General features: G+C 54.2%; 17 protein-coding genes and 1 tRNA gene. 9 read left to right on the plus strand and 9 right to left on the minus strand.

Features of this window, described 5'->3' with window-relative positions; genetic code table 11:
• Both C7453_RS18395 and C7453_RS18400 read left to right on the plus strand, forming a co-directional pair.
• Positions 1-269, plus strand: a 269-nt coding sequence (locus C7453_RS18395) for an integrase core domain-containing protein (protein ID WP_147280881.1), incomplete at its 5' end; no start/stop codon positions are given.
• 352 nt (positions 270-621) lie between these two features.
• Positions 622-1,779 carry a tyrosine-type recombinase/integrase gene (locus C7453_RS18400; RefSeq protein ID WP_114729647.1) on the plus strand — a complete coding sequence of 386 codons (1,158 nt, stop codon included), beginning with the start codon at positions 622-624 and terminating at the stop codon, positions 1,777-1,779.
• 22 nt (positions 1,780-1,801) lie between these two features.
• On the opposite strand, the gene C7453_RS18405 is transcribed toward C7453_RS18400, so the two are convergent.
• Both C7453_RS18405 and C7453_RS18790 read right to left on the minus strand, forming a co-directional pair.
• On the minus strand, positions 1,802-2,665 hold the full coding sequence (locus tag C7453_RS18405) for a DUF4868 domain-containing protein (RefSeq protein ID WP_114729648.1): 864 nt from the start codon (positions 2,663-2,665) through the stop codon (positions 1,802-1,804).
• Between the two features lie 19 nt (positions 2,666-2,684).
• The gene (locus C7453_RS18790) at positions 2,685-3,200 is read right to left on the minus strand and encodes a hypothetical protein (RefSeq protein WP_141289193.1); all 516 of its coding nucleotides are present in this window, start codon (positions 3,198-3,200) and stop codon (positions 2,685-2,687) included.
• A 501-nt stretch (positions 3,201-3,701) separates the two neighbouring features.
• Here C7453_RS18790 and C7453_RS18410 point away from each other — a divergent pair.
• The 7 genes from C7453_RS18410 (at position 3,702) to C7453_RS18440 (ending at position 8,738) form a co-directional block, all read left to right on the plus strand.
• Positions 3,702-4,034, plus strand: a complete 333-nt coding sequence (locus tag C7453_RS18410; RefSeq protein ID WP_114729649.1) for a helix-turn-helix domain-containing protein — start codon at positions 3,702-3,704, stop codon at positions 4,032-4,034.
• Positions 4,031-4,507: a DUF2840 domain-containing protein gene (locus C7453_RS18415; RefSeq protein ID WP_114729650.1), complete on the plus strand. Its 477-nt coding sequence runs from the start codon at positions 4,031-4,033 to the stop codon at positions 4,505-4,507. Before C7453_RS18410 ends, C7453_RS18415 begins: the two co-directional genes overlap by 4 nt.
• Complete coding sequence (locus tag C7453_RS18420; RefSeq protein WP_114729651.1) at positions 4,504-5,067, plus strand: S26 family signal peptidase; 564 nt, start codon at positions 4,504-4,506, stop codon at positions 5,065-5,067. The genes C7453_RS18415 and C7453_RS18420 overlap by 4 nt, the downstream gene beginning before the upstream one ends.
• A gap of 67 nt (positions 5,068-5,134) precedes the next feature.
• Positions 5,135-5,464, plus strand: a complete 330-nt coding sequence (locus tag C7453_RS18425) for a DUF736 domain-containing protein (protein ID WP_114729652.1) — start codon at positions 5,135-5,137, stop codon at positions 5,462-5,464.
• Positions 5,465-5,520: 56 nt separating this feature from the next.
• Complete coding sequence (locus C7453_RS18430) at positions 5,521-6,138, plus strand: lytic transglycosylase domain-containing protein (RefSeq protein ID WP_114729657.1); 618 nt, start codon at positions 5,521-5,523, stop codon at positions 6,136-6,138.
• 244 nt (positions 6,139-6,382) lie between these two features.
• Positions 6,383-8,173 (plus strand): relaxase/mobilization nuclease domain-containing protein, encoded by a 1,791-nt coding sequence (locus C7453_RS18435; protein ID WP_211311107.1) that lies wholly within the window; start codon positions 6,383-6,385, stop codon positions 8,171-8,173.
• Between the two features lie 112 nt (positions 8,174-8,285).
• Positions 8,286-8,738, plus strand: a complete 453-nt coding sequence (locus tag C7453_RS18440) for a ribbon-helix-helix protein, CopG family (protein ID WP_114729653.1) — start codon at positions 8,286-8,288, stop codon at positions 8,736-8,738.
• 15 nt (positions 8,739-8,753) lie between these two features.
• Here the strand turns inward: C7453_RS18440 and C7453_RS18445 are convergent, their stop codons facing one another.
• The 7 genes from C7453_RS18445 to C7453_RS18465 form a co-directional block, all read right to left on the minus strand.
• The gene (locus C7453_RS18445) at positions 8,754-9,299 is read right to left on the minus strand and encodes a DUF2285 domain-containing protein (protein ID WP_170143286.1); all 546 of its coding nucleotides are present in this window, start codon (positions 9,297-9,299) and stop codon (positions 8,754-8,756) included.
• Positions 9,300-9,327: 28 nt separating this feature from the next.
• Positions 9,328-9,534: a transcriptional regulator domain-containing protein gene (locus C7453_RS19845; protein ID WP_371858514.1), complete on the minus strand. Its 207-nt coding sequence runs from the start codon at positions 9,532-9,534 to the stop codon at positions 9,328-9,330.
• 198 nt (positions 9,535-9,732) lie between these two features.
• Positions 9,733-10,545 (minus strand): TonB-dependent siderophore receptor, encoded by an 813-nt coding sequence (locus C7453_RS19215; RefSeq protein ID WP_182977172.1) that lies wholly within the window; start codon positions 10,543-10,545, stop codon positions 9,733-9,735.
• Complete coding sequence (locus C7453_RS18450; RefSeq protein WP_182977173.1) at positions 10,490-12,274, minus strand: TonB-dependent siderophore receptor; 1,785 nt, start codon at positions 12,272-12,274, stop codon at positions 10,490-10,492. Before C7453_RS18450 ends, C7453_RS19215 begins: the two co-directional genes overlap by 56 nt.
• Positions 12,275-12,418: 144 nt before the next feature.
• A complete protein-coding gene (locus C7453_RS18455; RefSeq protein WP_114729655.1) occupies positions 12,419-13,417 on the minus strand; it encodes a FecR family protein in 999 nt (332 codons plus the stop codon).
• A 131-nt stretch (positions 13,418-13,548) separates the two neighbouring features.
• Positions 13,549-14,064 carry an RNA polymerase sigma factor gene (locus C7453_RS18460; protein ID WP_114729656.1) on the minus strand — a complete coding sequence of 172 codons (516 nt, stop codon included), beginning with the start codon at positions 14,062-14,064 and terminating at the stop codon, positions 13,549-13,551.
• A 306-nt stretch (positions 14,065-14,370) separates the two neighbouring features.
• A tRNA-Met gene (locus C7453_RS18465) sits at positions 14,371-14,447 on the minus strand.
• Positions 14,448-14,465 lie beyond the last annotated feature (18 nt).

The following is a 14,465-nucleotide window of genomic DNA, read 5'->3' on the forward strand; positions in this document are numbered from 1 at the left end:
GGCAGCAGAAGCGATCGGTGCTGTGGCACTATATCGCACCGGGCAAGCCGCAGCAGAACGGGTTCGTCGAGAGCTTCAACGGCCGGTTCCGCGATGAATGCCTCAATGAGCATCTGTTCCATAACATCACCCACGCTCGGACGGTCATCGAGGACTGGCGGGCCGACTACAACGCCGTCAGGCCTCACACCAGCCTCAATAGCATGACCCCAGAGGCTTTCGCTCAACACGCCACCAAGGCATATAGCAACGCACAGACCCTAACTTAAATCCGTGGGCATGTTCGGAGCAGGGTCAACTCCCATTTGCATCCTATGTGTTTCCTGCGCGGGGAATTGGGCACAAAAAAACCGCCTGATGAGGGCGGGTTTATCGTGTTCTATCAAGGACTTAGTTCAGATGGTTGCGGGGGCAGGATTTGAACCTGCGGCCTTCAGGTTATGAGTTCCATTTTTCAAGCTTCGCCAGAGCCGCATCACACCGATTTTTCCACGATAACACACTGTTTTATTGAAGTTTTATCTCAGATCACGATACACTCTCCCTCGACCGGGATCGCCTGATTTCGCTCTCAAATGATTCCTATTTGATTCCAGTGATTCCGGCGCTGGAGACAAGAGCATGGTCAAGATCACGAAACGTTCAGTCGAGACCGCCGCCAGAACCGGCAAGGAGTATTTTCTCTGGGACGACGAGCTTCGCGGCTTCGGCCTCAGGGTCCATCCCTCAGGGCGGAAAATCTACCTCGCCCAGTTCCGCGCAGGCGGACGCATCCGCCGGGTCAATATCGGCCCGCATGGCCCGATCACCCCGGACCAGGCCCGTACCGAGGCCATGAAGCATCTCTCAGATGTCCGGCTCGGCAGCGATCCCGGCGCGCAACGCGACCGGCTGCGCGCCGCCGCGACCATGAAAGAGTTCGGCAAGCGGTTCCTCGACGAACACGTCGCCTCTCATTGCAAGCCTTCGACTCAATATGAATATCGCCGCTGCGTGGACCTGTTCATCACCCCGAAGCTGGGAACACTCAAAATCATCGACGTGACCCGCGCCGATGTCGTCGAACTGCACCAGGGGTTGAAGGAAACGCCCTATCAGGCCAACAGGGTGCTGGGCGTGCTGTCCATCATGTTCACCCTGGCCGATACGTGGGGCGTACGATCGGACGGGATCAATCCATGCTGGAAGGTCAAACGCTACAAGGAGGTGAAGCGGGAGCGTTACCTGACGCCAGAAGAACTAGCCCGGCTGGGCAAGGTGCTCCGCGAGGCCGAGGGCGAGCCGGAAGCAGCATACTGCGTCCGCCTGCTGCTCCTGACCGGTTGTCGTCTCGGGGAAATCCAGACCCTGAAATGGGAGTATGTGGACGCCCGAGCGGGCGTCCTGCGCTTGCCGGATTCCAAGACCGGGGCAAAGGTCGTACCTATCGGCAAGGCGGCGCTGGACGTGCTGGCAGACATTCCCCGGATCGAAGGCAATCCCTATGTCATCACCGGAAAGATGGAGGGGCAATATATGACGGACATCCAGAAACCATGGCGGCGGATACGCGCGCGGGCCGGGTTAGACACCCTGCGCATCCATGATCTCCGCCATTCCTTTGCATCGGACGCGCTCCAGCTTGGCGCGGACCTGACCATGATCGGACGGTTATTGGGGCATACGCAGGTGCAGACCACTGCGCGGTATGCACACCTCAAGACTACTTCCATTCACGAAATGATCAACAAGATTGCATCCACCATTGATTTTTCCCTGACAAACGAGAAAAATAACTAATTTAATAATTAAATTCAATTGGTTATTGAACTGCCCTCTTAGAACTTGAAACATATGGTGTCTTTTTTATTGTAGATTCGAAAAAATCTTCATCAAGAAATTTCAAAAGATTCCTTAAATACTTCTTGTTTTCTGGTATAACTATTTTCCCATCAGAAGATAAGTCTATAGAAACCTTAAATCTCTGCGCCTGAATTTTAAGAGAATTACAATCTATATTATCAAGAAGGTTTGATTTTAAAATTGAAATGATCTTTTTTCTGATAAATTGGTTGGCATTACCCATAAACTTCTTTGAATCAGAAATACTAAGCGCTGAGCACTTCGAGAATTCTAAAATATCCTCATCTGTAGCTTCATTAAAATACGAAGTCATTTCAAATATTTGCCTTACAAAATGAAAGCTAGGAAATTTTAAAACTCCATCAGCCTCAATTACGGAACAAATTTTCTGGTCTATCGAAATTCCATCATCAGAAAATTTTACAAAACTATCCCCTGAAAAAAATATGGCAAACTTGTTAACAGAAATCACATTCGATTGTTGAAATCTTTGAATTAAAATTCTACCTGGATGTTTATCGCTCCCGCAAAATATAGCTTTTATGTTAGATAAATCAGTATTTTTTGCATCATAGCGCGGCACAGACATTGGATCAGCAATTGCTGCCGCCAAATTATATGGATCAGAAAAATTATCGATAACTAATATTTCATCACTCTCAGGATGATAATAGCCATTAAAGCTGACTTCTTCCTCAATATTTTGAAAGAAAACAGCTTCTTGCTTATCGAATTCGGCTCTCAACTGGGTTTGCAATGGCTGACTCAGTGGAAAACGAAAAATGTTATCCTTAGACGAATGCGTCAACGCGAATAAGTTCATTCCACCCTCTATTTGAGTCTTACGCTTCTAAAATACCATATTCCCCTATTTGAACCACTCGTGTGATCTGTCGAATATGGGTAATTTGCTTTTTCGTTATAAGTACATATCCCATACCGGCATCGGAATCCACCTCATAAAAATGATATCCTAGAACTCCCAAAACCGGATTTGCAGGCATAGCATTCGTCATCAGGAGAACAAAAAACAAAATTGAGGCGGCAACGAGCCACGACTGCAAGTCTGATACTGAATTTGATCGAAATATCACTGGAAGAGCGTATGACGCACAGAAACTAATAACTTCTTTATCTGTACTTTTTGCTTTTTTTATAGAAATCGGTATGATTTCCAACTTCTTTTTTGATAAATTTATAATAGTTCTCGCGACCACAACAATAACAAAAAACAATACTATGAAAAATATAGACATATAAACATGACATTCTCTAAAATACTCAACATAAGCTAGAGAAAGAAATATTGGACAGACAGAGGTCAATGACAACATAACTCGAAACAAATTGTTTAACATTGCACACCTCCCTAGAATAGAAATAAATTATCATAAATATTGATTAAAAATTCAAAATCCCCAATCAGTTCACCAAGAAATACCCCCACATGCAACGCATAAAACGTAATTCATCACTCATATTCTCTACACACAATTTCGTTAGCTGTCACAATTATATCAGGAAAGCAAAAGAGTGAATCTTACAGTGTCCCAAACAGGTCATACGATCCCGTGATGCTAAGTCGCGTCTACGTCAGTTCATACAGTTCCTTGACAATCGCTAACACCCTATTCGAGGTAGCCCCCTCTCTGGAAAGCACATCCGTTAGCAATAGCGACACTTTCCACGACTAAGCCTACACACTTGTTCCTACCTTCTTCTGCGCTCCATTACGCTTTTGGGGTGGAGGAATTCGCGCACATCATTTCCTCCACTCCCAGACCGCCTCCTTCCCGTCAGCCTCCCCTTACCGGCCCCGCTTCACTCCTGAAGCACGCCGCATCGACAGGGAGGTTTTCATGACCAACATCCCGAAACCCAAAACGGGCGCATCCGTGCCGCTTTCGCCCGAGGTCGCTGTACCCGCACGCCCGCCAACGTCCCCGGCTCGTATTCTGCGCCCCTATCTACGCGGGGGCGAGGCCGCCGAACTGATCGGGGTTTCCATTCGCACGCTGGAGAAATACCGTAGCATCGGTGGAGGCCCGCCGTTCCTGAAGGTTGGCTCGCGCGTCCTCTATCTCCGCGAGGACGTGGAAGCATGGCTCCAGCGCCATCGCTGCCGCAACACTTCCGACGACAACTATGCCGCCGCCCTGCGTGAAATACCCTCGCGGAGGAACAGACCATGAGGCCGGACGATCCCAATCTGACCACGGTCGAACTGACCTTCATCGAAAAGCGTATCGAACACTGGATCAGGTTCGGCAGGCCGGTCTCCGACCGCGTGCTCGACAAGCGCCGCCGCCTGCTGAGTTTCATCCCCGGCAGCACATTCGGTTTTATCCGCTGGGCCGCCAATGATTACGGCACGGTCGTCTCCTGCCTCGCCATGGTGCGCACCGTGGAACGGGGTACCGCCTTTCAGAGCGTGCCTTTTGTCTGGCCCGGTGGCGACCTGCTGCTCGACGTATCAGGATGGTCGCAGGTGAAGCATGTTTTGGAGGTGATCGACCAGATCGAACGCTTTGGCTTCGATCCCTGCGCGGTCTCCCCCGATCACTGGCGGCATGTCCATAACCGTATCATCGCCGGGCAGGAACCACGGCCCTACACGCAGACCCTGCACGCGGCATGGCTGAAACGTGCGAGGCTGCTATCATGACCCGGCGAGCCTGGTTCTTCGGCACCTATTTCGTCGTGCTGGCGGTAGGTGTGTCCGCCGCCTTACCCGTTGCCCCCCGCTTGCTATGGAACAGCACGTCCAGCGTCCCGATGGGGCTGTATCGGCTACGTGCTGAAGGTGGCTTGCATGTCGGGGATCTTGCCGCCCTGCGTCTGCCCGACCGGCTGGCTTTATTGCTGTCACAGCGCGGCTATCTGCCATTCGGTGTGCCCTTGCTCAAACCCGTCGCGGCCTTGCCGGGACAGACCGTATGCCGGGCAAACGGCAGTATCACGATTGATGGTAGGCCCGTCGGCGACACGCTGACCAATGATCATCGGGGCCGTCCGCTGCCCGTCTGGCGTGGCTGTCATCGCCTCTCGCCGGGCGAGATTTTCGTCATGAACCCGGCAGAACCGCGCAGTCTGGACGGACGCTATTTCGGACCGTTCCCCGCCAGCACGGTGATGGGCCGCGCAATCCCGATCTGGGTCACGACCGGGCGGACTGCGCCGGGCCATGACGAAAGACCGCACCTGCTGCTGCCTCCACTTCAGTAACGCGGCATAGCCCTGCCCCAGTTTTCAATTTTTTGTCCTGCGATCCGCAGATCAGGAGAGACGTATCATGATCCGTCTTGGCACGTTCACGCGCACCACAAACGGCTTTTTCGGCCAGATCACCACTTTTCTGATGGAGGATGATCTATCGATCCTTCCCATCGAAGACCCCGCCACCGAGAACACCCCGGATTATCGCGTCCTGCGTGGTCTGGAGAATGACGCCATACAGGTGGGCTGCGCCTGGGCGCGTCAGGGGGAACGCATCGGGCTGTGGCTGGCGGTGATGATTGATGACCCGCTTTTCGCCCGTCCCCTGCGTGCCCGGTTGCTGCCTGACCGGGACGAACACGACATGTTCCATCTGGTCTGGAACCGTCCCCGAACGCCGTCATGATCCGAGTTAGAATAGCGCTCTGTCTGCTGGTGATCTGCGGCGGGTTTGTTCTCCCTATGCAGACAGCCAGCGCCGCGCCGTTCGATGTCTATGTCATCGAGGCGGCCACGCGGGCGAATATCCCGTCCGCATGGATCACGGCGGTGATGCGCGCGGAGAGTCAGGGTGATACTTCTGCGGTATCACCCAGGGGCGCTATGGGCCTCATGCAGATCATGCCCGATACATGGCGGGAGCTTCGCGCGGCGCTGAATCTGGGGGCCGATCCCTATGATCCGCACGACAACATTGTCGCAGGCGCGGCGTATCTTCGCCGGTTGCATGACCGCTACGGCGATGCGGGTTTCCTTGCTGCCTATAATGCCGGGCCGGGGCGGTATGAGCAGTTTCTGACAGCAAGGAAAACGCTGCCCGACGAGACGAAAAAATACGTCTCCAGAGTCATCCGGTTACTGCGTGGAGAGTCGATTGGCAGCACGATTTCTGACGCGGGTTTTGTCAATCAATCGCACGCCGAAATGCCGTCTGGAAATCAGCTTTTTGTCGGTCCGTTTGCATCCCAAACCGTCGTCCAGAACGCGCCAGAGGTGATGCCTGTTTCTGATCACGTGATGCGATTTGTGGCCCCACCTCATGGCCTGTTCGTCTCGGTTTCGCAAAGGAGCGCGCCGTGACGAAGGATTTACGGCATGAGCGGGAAAGCCTGTCATCCTATCGGGAGCGGTTCGGATGTGTGTCGGAAGTTGGGGGGATCGGGAAACATGAAGAATTAAGAGGGCAAGATAAAACGGCCTGCCACGTCGGCCGACAAAGCGCTGTCGCGCTTCGTCTTCTTGTGTGCATATCGGGTCGGTCGTGTGCAGGGTTTCAGGTTTTGCTCCGCTTTCCTGCGGGGTTTTCCTGCACAGGGAGGTTCTGATGGCCCACGACGAGGATTTCCGGGTCCGTCCGGGCCGCATCCGGAGCAAGGGAAGCAGCGCCCGGCCCCGGACCTTTCTGGCGCAGGTGCTCCATGCCTCCCGCCGCGCGGGCGGAGGCAGTAGCGGCAGCCCCGGAAAGGGAAAAAATTACGGTCCGCGCTCCGGCCCTTCGACCTTTGGCCGGGGCCATTCCCGGTTTGGCAGAAGCCGCCTGTTCGACGCCCATCGCCGCGTCACCGTCAAGACCCGCGTGGTGCGACAGGCCGGGCGCGGCGCACGGCCCGGATCACTGGCCGATCATCTCGCCTATCTGCGTCGGGACGGCGTCACCCGCGCCGGCGAGAAAGCGCATCTGTTCGGGCCGGATGGTCAGGACGTAGATGCACAGGATTTTGCCGCACGCTGCAAAGACGACCGGCATCATTTCCGCTTTATCGTCTCGCCCGAGGATGCCCCGGAGATGGCGGACCTCGACGGCTTCACCCGCGACCTCGTGACGCAGATGGAAGCCGATCTCGGCACGCGGCTGGACTGGGCCGCCGTGTCGCACTGGAACACCGACAATCCGCATGTGCATCTCATCGTGCGCGGTGTGGATCAGGCTGGGGCCGATCTGGTCATCGCCCGCGACTATATCAGCCACGGGCTGCGCTCACGGGCGGAGGATCTGGTGTCGCTGGAGCTTGGCCCGCGCGCCGAACATGAAATCGAAATGGCTCTCCGTCAGGACGTGACGGCGGAACGCTGGACACGCCTTGATGCCGAATTGCAGCGTCATGCCGACGATCTGGGGATCGTGGACCTGCGGGCTGACGCCACTACCGGCTTCGGCCAGGACGCGACGCATCGCGCGTTGCTGGCCGGCAGGGCGCAGACACTTGAGCGCATGGGGCTGGCGACATCGGCAGGACCGGGACGCTGGTCGCTCACGCCCGGCATGGCGGACACGCTGCGCGAGATGGGCGTGCGGGGCGACATCATCCAAACCATGCACCGCGCCATGACGGAACGAAGCCGGGATCGGGTGATGTCTTCCGGTGATTACGTGATCTCCGGACGCGATCAGCCCATCGCCCTGACGGGCCGATTGCTGGAGCGCGGGTTGCACAACGAACTGACAGGCGAAGCCTATGCCGTGATCGACGCCACGGACGGGCGCGTGCATCATGTCCGCTTCCCCGGCGTCGAGGCGTTTCGCGATGCCCCACCCGATGGCGGCATCGTTGAGGTGCGAACTGTCACGAGCAAGACGAGCGGCAGGGATTATCTCGTACTGTCCGCCCGCTCCGATCTGGACCTTGCCACCCAGGCCAAAGCGGCGGGTGCGACATGGCTGGATCATCGGCTGGTGGAGCGCCAGCCCATGGACCTCGCCCGCGCAGGTTTCGGGGCAGAGGTGCGTCAGGCCATGCAGGAACGCACGCGGCACCTCGTAGATCGCGGGCTGGCGTCGTTCCAGCAGGATGGGTCCGTGCGCTATCAGAAAAACCTTCTGGTAACGCTGCGACAGCAGGAACTCGATCAGGTGGGCGCGAAACTCGCGAAGGAAAGCGGGCTGGCTTATGAACGCAGCATTCCGGGCAACTTTGTCACCGGCCAGTATGTGAAACGCCTCAGCCTGTCCTCGGGGCGCTTCGCCATGATCGACAATGGCCTCGGCTTCCAGCTTGTGCCCTGGGCGCCCTCTCTGGAGAAGCAGCACGACCGCTATGTCGATGGTGTCGCCCGCAATGACGGGGGCGTCGACTGGCGACATGACCGCAAACGCGATCTCGGGATCAGCATGTGATCCGCCCATCCTATTTCCACGCTGTCGTTCGCCGCGGTACGCCGGATGCATCTCCGCTCTTGTTTCATGGAAAACATCTCGACCATATCGTGGGTTTTCAAGGAGATTTCCCATGCGTGACCGCCTGAACGTCTCCCTGCCTGTCGCCATGATCTCGCAAATCGGCGATCTTGCCGCACGCCGGAAGATGACACGCTCCGCCGTGGTGGAAGCGGCGATCGCCTCGCTCCTGTCACCCGACAGCGCGGAGAAAACCGAAGCGGCCCTCACACGGCGGCTGGACCGGCTGACGCGGCAGATGCAGCGCCAGGAGCGCGACCTGATGATCGCGCTGGAAACCCATGCCCTGTTCATCCGCTTCTGGCTGGGACAGATGCCGCCCCTCCCTGCCGAAGCCCAGGCCGCCGCCAATGCGCTGGGGCAGGAACGGTTTGCGCGGTTTCTGGACACGCTGGGGCGACGACTGTCTCAGGGACGGTCCTTCCGGGATGACATCCCGCTCGATATTCCCGCCATGCGTCAGAGGCCCGCTGACAGGACCGACGATACGCCGTCCCGATCATGAGCCAAACGATAACGATCATCCTTCAAGCAACAGCTTGAGATAGCCGCCCTCAACCAGGGCGATGCCTTCGTCGCGCCAGTCCTTGGCAGTCCTGCGCCATGTATGGTCGCGCCATTCGTTCCAGGACATGGTCAGGGCGCGAGGATCAAGCAGCACAGCAGCGATCCGGCGTTCATCGGCACCCGCCCGATGCAGGTCATAGGCATGCAGGCAGCGGATCAGATGCAGGGACCGAAAGGGCGTAATGACCGGGGGCACACGGGCAGGCAGTCTGAAACCGAGATGATGGGCCACGAAACGCCCAGCCTCATACCAGCGGCTTCGGTAATGGGGGTCCATCGGGATGACCACGGCAGGCCGCTTCTGAGCGGCAGGATCATCCAGCAGAAAGGAAAATGTCCCGAAGAAGCCGGTCACTGTCACAGACCGACCGGCATCATCCTCGCTGTCGAACAGGATACGGCCCATTGCTTCGAAATCCAGAGAACGCAGGTCAGTGAAACCGCGTGGCGCATCCGTCAGGCTGATGATCCGGGTTGTGTCCTGCCTGCGCCAGATCACGGGTTTTCGGGTTATGGGAATGTCCGGATTATGGACAAAACTGTAACCTCCATCGGTCCCGGAACGCCGCCCACAGGAGCGAGGGACTGGCGCTGGCACCCGCCCGCAGCAGAATGTCACGATAATCGCTGACATAGAGGGACCAGCGCCGCATGAAGGCCCCGGCAAGGGCGGAGGCCGGGAGGGTTCTGAGGATGGCCAGATCGGCCTCGGAATGCCAGATATCCAATGGCATGGGGACGGTCCTCTCACCTGAGGAGCTACCGACCGGGTACGGCAAACCATGCCGCGCCAGTCAGGCAGCCCCAAGTTTCTGGTTACATTGAGTTCTCATGCCTTGCGGCGAGACTGCCCCACGACTTTGGCATAGAGACGAGAGGCAAGATGCTGAAACTAATAGGGAAAAGATGCCGTAGCTCGGGATGGCGAAATTTTACCAATTATAAGTCAAGTTGCCGTAAACGCGCCTTCCTTGCCCCAAATAGCAACCTCCCCGTGAACAACTAGTTTCATAATATTTGTTAGTAATATTAGACATCGCCAATTGAGCGCGAAGCCCCCTCAAAATAGGAAATTGATCTCCAAAATCATAATGCGCTCCGACATCGAATAGAACATAAGATGGGACTTTGTATGATTCAACATCATCTGCATAGGTAAAACCTATATATCTCATACCCCAGTTGATACCGAGACCTCGGACAAGTTTTTTAGGCAACTTATAATCAGCAAATACTGAAAACATATTCCGAGGGACATAGGGGACAAACTTTCCCTGCTCAGAGCGTGTCACTGTTGGTGAACAAGCCTTTCCAGTTTCAGGGCAAAATACCGTATTAGTATTATTGGAATTTGCGAACCTGACATCTGTAAAGCTGTAAGATGCAATCACTCTCAAATCCTTAGTGATATTTGCATTGGCCGCAACCTCGAATCCTTGAGATTTGACCCGTCCTGCATCAGCACTGTAATCAGTATGAACTGAATCCGCGATAAGATAGTGATTTTCTTCGATGTGGAAGGCTGCTGCAGTCAATAGGATATCCCGGTTGGGAACCTTATACTTCAACCCAGCCTCAAGTTGCTTTCCTGTAAGCGGTGCAAAAGGACGTCCCAAATAATCAGTTTGACCCGTCTGAGGCACAAATGACGTTGAATAACTAAAATATGGCGTTAATCCGAAATCAAAATTATAGATTATCCCCCCCCCTCCAGGTGAAAGCATGCGCAGGTTCAGGGGCATCATTACCATAAGTCATGCCACTCGTATTTTGACCCGTGGAATTATTATACGTGTATGTCGAGTAATGACCTTTATAATTAACCCAATCTTCTCTGCCGCCGAGAAGTATTGATAATTTATGCCATTTGATCTGATCTTGAAAATAAACACCTTCCTGAAAATAATCATAATGAGACGCTGTATCCCACCCGTTGCAGCCGGCAGAAGATGCTGAGCTGAAGCATGGGGTATAATTGGTGCGGGGATTGTAAATATCCACGACCATCTCGGGAGAGGCGTTGTCTCTTTTGTAAGACCAGTTATCATGATAATTTTGAAAATCTGAGCCCACCACCCATGTATGGCTGACTGGACCAGTGTTAAATTTCCCAAAAAGACGTGTATCCAGAGTTATAGTCTCCCAAGTATCCTGTATCCACTCTGGTCGAATATAAACTTGGCCGGGCACTTTCTGACCGTCCCAAAAGGTCTCTTTTCCATTAAAGTCACTTTTTTCCCACCTGAAAGTCTGATTAAAATTCACAAATTTATTGAAATTGTGGTTGAACTGATACTCAAACATGGCATCAGTTGCTGAATTGGTATTCCAATTCGGTGTAGATAAAAACGTGCTTCGCGCTATTCTTCCATTAGGACCGTCAATAAGCGTTCCTACGACAGGATAATGTGCAGCCGTTGTTACGCCAGTTCCTGGCGTATACATATAAGATCCAAGAATAGTTAATGATGTCTTCTTATCAATATCCCATGTTATCGAAGGTAAAACTCCGACCCGTTTATAGTCCACATTGTTTGTTTGAGTTCCCTGAGTGACGCCAATAGCTGCAAGACGATAGCGCACACTGCCCGATTTTGTAATCTTGTCGCTCACATCTACCGTGGCTTCGTAGCGTCCCCAATTGCCAAAACCTACAGATACCTGATGCAATGGTGTTTCTGTCGGCTTTTTAAGACTCATTGCGATCATACCGCCAGGAGCTGTTTGGCCATACATGACAGAGGCCGGACCGTTGATAGCTTCGACTCGTTCGAGGAAATTTGTTTCGCCTGCACTGACAGAGTTACTCAGCAAGCCATCAACAAATTGCGTGGTCGTGAACCCTCGCTGATAAATTGCGCCATTGCTATCGGCTGCAGCTCCAGAAGCATTTGTTCCCAGTGTTCCAGAATATATCCCGGCGGTATATTTTAACGCGTCCTGAACGCTTTGCGCCTGCTGGTCGATCATCTGCTGTTTTGTCACAACATATATCGAGTTCGGAATCTCTGTTATCGGTGTGTTGGTTTTAGTGCCGGCCATAGTATTTTCAGCAACATAACCCACACCCGGACCTGTTGGATCCTGATGCGTGACCATCCCGCCTACCCGCACAGGGCCAAGCGTGATGTTAGAACTTGCCGATACAATAATCGTTTTTCCGCCCTGAAGATGCCAAGACAAACCACTTCCACTTAAAAGCCGCGCCAATGCCTGATTGACCGTCAGTTTCCCCGATAACCCTACCGATTTTTTCCCCGCCACAGATGCTGATGGAAAAAAGATATGAACGCCACTTTGATCGGCAGCTTGTGTTAAGGCGTGATCAAGGTCACCGCCTGAAACGTGAAATTCTACGGGACGGTCCATCGGGGTTTCCGCCCTCGCTTCTCCTGCCGTCATCAAGGTTAGGCTAACAGAACCCAACAGCGCTCCACGCCGCAGGGCGCGCCGGGCCGCCTCCAATATGATCATCCTCTGCCATCCTCGAAATCAATACCGCCGCGACGAAAGCGTCAGTTGTTAAGATTGCCTCTCAATTTCAAGGACGATTTAGCAATGAGATCAGGCAGTAAGTCCGCGAAAATAATTTTGAAAATTTTGCTGAAGGGTGATTTTTCAAACACTTGGCCGGATGACGATCAAAAATGGTAAATGGGTAATGCGCGCGCCTGTCGCCGTGCCCAATGCAGCAAGAAGGGCTTCGTTATCGTCTATATCGAAAACCCCCGAGACCTCCATCGCCTTAAGGTCATCACTTACGACGACGACGCGACCGTGCCGGTACCGTTCAATTTCCGTTGCAATCTGAGCGAGTGGCTTCCGGTTAAAGATCAGTTTGCCGCGCGTCCATGAAAACAGGTCCGCCACTGCGACCGCTTGCGGTGAACTGATAATCCCATCTCGGTATTTTACCGCCTGACCTGCGGTAACTTGCTGCCGACCATCACCGGCACGAACCAGAACAGTCCCATCCTGAACGCTCACCTGCGTCGTGCTGTCATCCTTCCTGACAGCATAAACTGTTCCAACAGCTTCAGCCTCACCCGCGCCGGAACGGACGATAAATGGACGGCTCTGATCCTCCGTAACATCGAACAGAGCCTCCCCAGCATGCAGCGTAAGCCTGCGGAAATGAGGGCTGAAATGAACCGACAGCGCGCTGGCCGTGTTCAACCAGACTGTCGAACCGTCACTCAGTCTGATATTGCGCCGTTCTCCCACTGCCGTGTGATAGGTTGCCAGGAACGACGTCACCGTTGCGACTAAGGCTGGGCCGATACCCCATGTCACTCCCGCAGCGACAGCAGAACCGAGAAAAATACGGCGACCAAACCGCCGCGCCCGTTGACGATAAGCGGGAGGCGCAAGGGCTGTTTCCGTCAGCCTGTATTCCTCGGCAGTCTGGGTGCGGCCAATGTCCCCAAATAAAGCTTCAGCTTCCGTGGCTGCTTCTTCGTGAGCAGGGGAACGCTGCCTCCAAGCCGCATAACCCTGCCGATCAGAATCGCTGGCTGAGCCTGAGTGCAACAGGACCAGCCATTCAATTGCTTCATCGCTCAGGGTAACGCTACGTGGCGTTCGTCGCGGTAAACGATCACCCGAACCATCAACCATCCTGAATGCAGACCCATCTGCCGTTATATGTTCGTGGCCTCATGCCGCCCCCTTCAAGGAGCCGATTCTCTAGCGGCCCCATAATTAGAGACGATATGGCACAGCGAAACCGGCAGTGCCGAAAAGAAACTTTATTCGTCGTTCTGCCTGACATGATCACGGCAGTGCTGTACAGCCTGCGTAACGTATTTCGAAACCATACTGACACTGATATTTAAACGCTCCGCTATCTCGACGTATCGAAGACCGTCCACTCGAACCATCAGAAGCGCAAGACGAGCCTTTGGAGGCAGACTACTCAGCGCCGCATCCATAGAAGCCAGTCGATCCTGGTCAATAACATGCTGTTCTTGGGACGGTTGCAGATCAGCGATGTCCTCTCCCGGTTCTTCGTCGGACAGCCATACAGCCCTTCGCCCTGACCTGCGGTGCATGTCGAGCGCAAGATTCCCTGCAACACGGAAAATATAAGCCTTGTCATTTTCGACAACGCTGTCCGCCACATTGGTTAGCCGGACATACGTATCGTGCGCAAGATCAGCGGCTTCCTCGACATCCCCGGTTCGGCGAAACAGAAAGCGCAGCAAATCCTGATAATGCCGTTCAAAGCTGTTAAGCAGCCGTCCTCGCTTTTTGCCCTCTGTCATTCCGATCACCGCCCAAAACGATAGACGTTCTTTTGTGTGGCAGGATTCTGCTTTTAAGAACGGTTCGCATTTCTGCTTATGTCAGGACAATCTGGAAGGCAAGGAGAAGGTTGGCGGATCGGCTCCGCGTTGTGCAGCCTAGACCGATTCCTGCCCTTTCCGGCCCTCTGGCGGCGCGCCTTCTGCGTCCCGAAACTACGCGTGAATTCTCCGCCGAATGATTCCTATATGATTCCAGTTGTGGGTATAGAAACGCCAAAGGCCGCCCATGAGGCGGCCTAAGCGTTTGTTTTTAAATGGGATTCATGGTTGCGGGGGCAGGATTTGAACCTGCGGCCTTCAGGTTATGAGCCTGACGAGCTACCGGGCTGCTCCACCCCGCGGTGGTGTAGGTAGACTGG

The organism is Gluconacetobacter liquefaciens (assembly GCF_003350405.1).
Lineage (GTDB): Bacteria > Pseudomonadota > Alphaproteobacteria > Acetobacterales > Acetobacteraceae > Gluconacetobacter > Gluconacetobacter liquefaciens.

Coding starts and splice junctions, on each gene's coding strand:
- C7453_RS18400 (WP_114729647.1), top strand. CDS start 622: ATGGTCAAGATCACGAAACGTTCAGTCGAGACCGCCGCCAGAACCGGC.
- C7453_RS18405 (WP_114729648.1), bottom strand. CDS start 2,665: ATGAACTTATTCGCGTTGACGCATTCGTCTAAGGATAACATTTTTCGT.
- C7453_RS18790 (WP_141289193.1), bottom strand. CDS start 3,200: ATGTTAAACAATTTGTTTCGAGTTATGTTGTCATTGACCTCTGTCTGT.
- C7453_RS18410 (WP_114729649.1), top strand. CDS start 3,702: ATGACCAACATCCCGAAACCCAAAACGGGCGCATCCGTGCCGCTTTCG.
- C7453_RS18415 (WP_114729650.1), top strand. CDS start 4,031: ATGAGGCCGGACGATCCCAATCTGACCACGGTCGAACTGACCTTCATC.
- C7453_RS18420 (WP_114729651.1), top strand. CDS start 4,504: ATGACCCGGCGAGCCTGGTTCTTCGGCACCTATTTCGTCGTGCTGGCG.
- C7453_RS18425 (WP_114729652.1), top strand. CDS start 5,135: ATGATCCGTCTTGGCACGTTCACGCGCACCACAAACGGCTTTTTCGGC.
- C7453_RS18430 (WP_114729657.1), top strand. CDS start 5,521: ATGCAGACAGCCAGCGCCGCGCCGTTCGATGTCTATGTCATCGAGGCG.
- C7453_RS18435 (WP_211311107.1), top strand. CDS start 6,383: ATGGCCCACGACGAGGATTTCCGGGTCCGTCCGGGCCGCATCCGGAGC.
- C7453_RS18440 (WP_114729653.1), top strand. CDS start 8,286: ATGCGTGACCGCCTGAACGTCTCCCTGCCTGTCGCCATGATCTCGCAA.
- C7453_RS19845 (WP_371858514.1), bottom strand. CDS start 9,534: ATGCCATTGGATATCTGGCATTCCGAGGCCGATCTGGCCATCCTCAGA.
- C7453_RS19215 (WP_182977172.1), bottom strand. CDS start 10,545: ATGATGCCCCTGAACCTGCGCATGCTTTCACCTGGAGGGGGGGGGATA.
- C7453_RS18450 (WP_182977173.1), bottom strand. CDS start 12,274: ATGATCATATTGGAGGCGGCCCGGCGCGCCCTGCGGCGTGGAGCGCTG.
- C7453_RS18455 (WP_114729655.1), bottom strand. CDS start 13,417: ATGGTTGATGGTTCGGGTGATCGTTTACCGCGACGAACGCCACGTAGC.
- C7453_RS18460 (WP_114729656.1), bottom strand. CDS start 14,064: ATGACAGAGGGCAAAAAGCGAGGACGGCTGCTTAACAGCTTTGAACGG.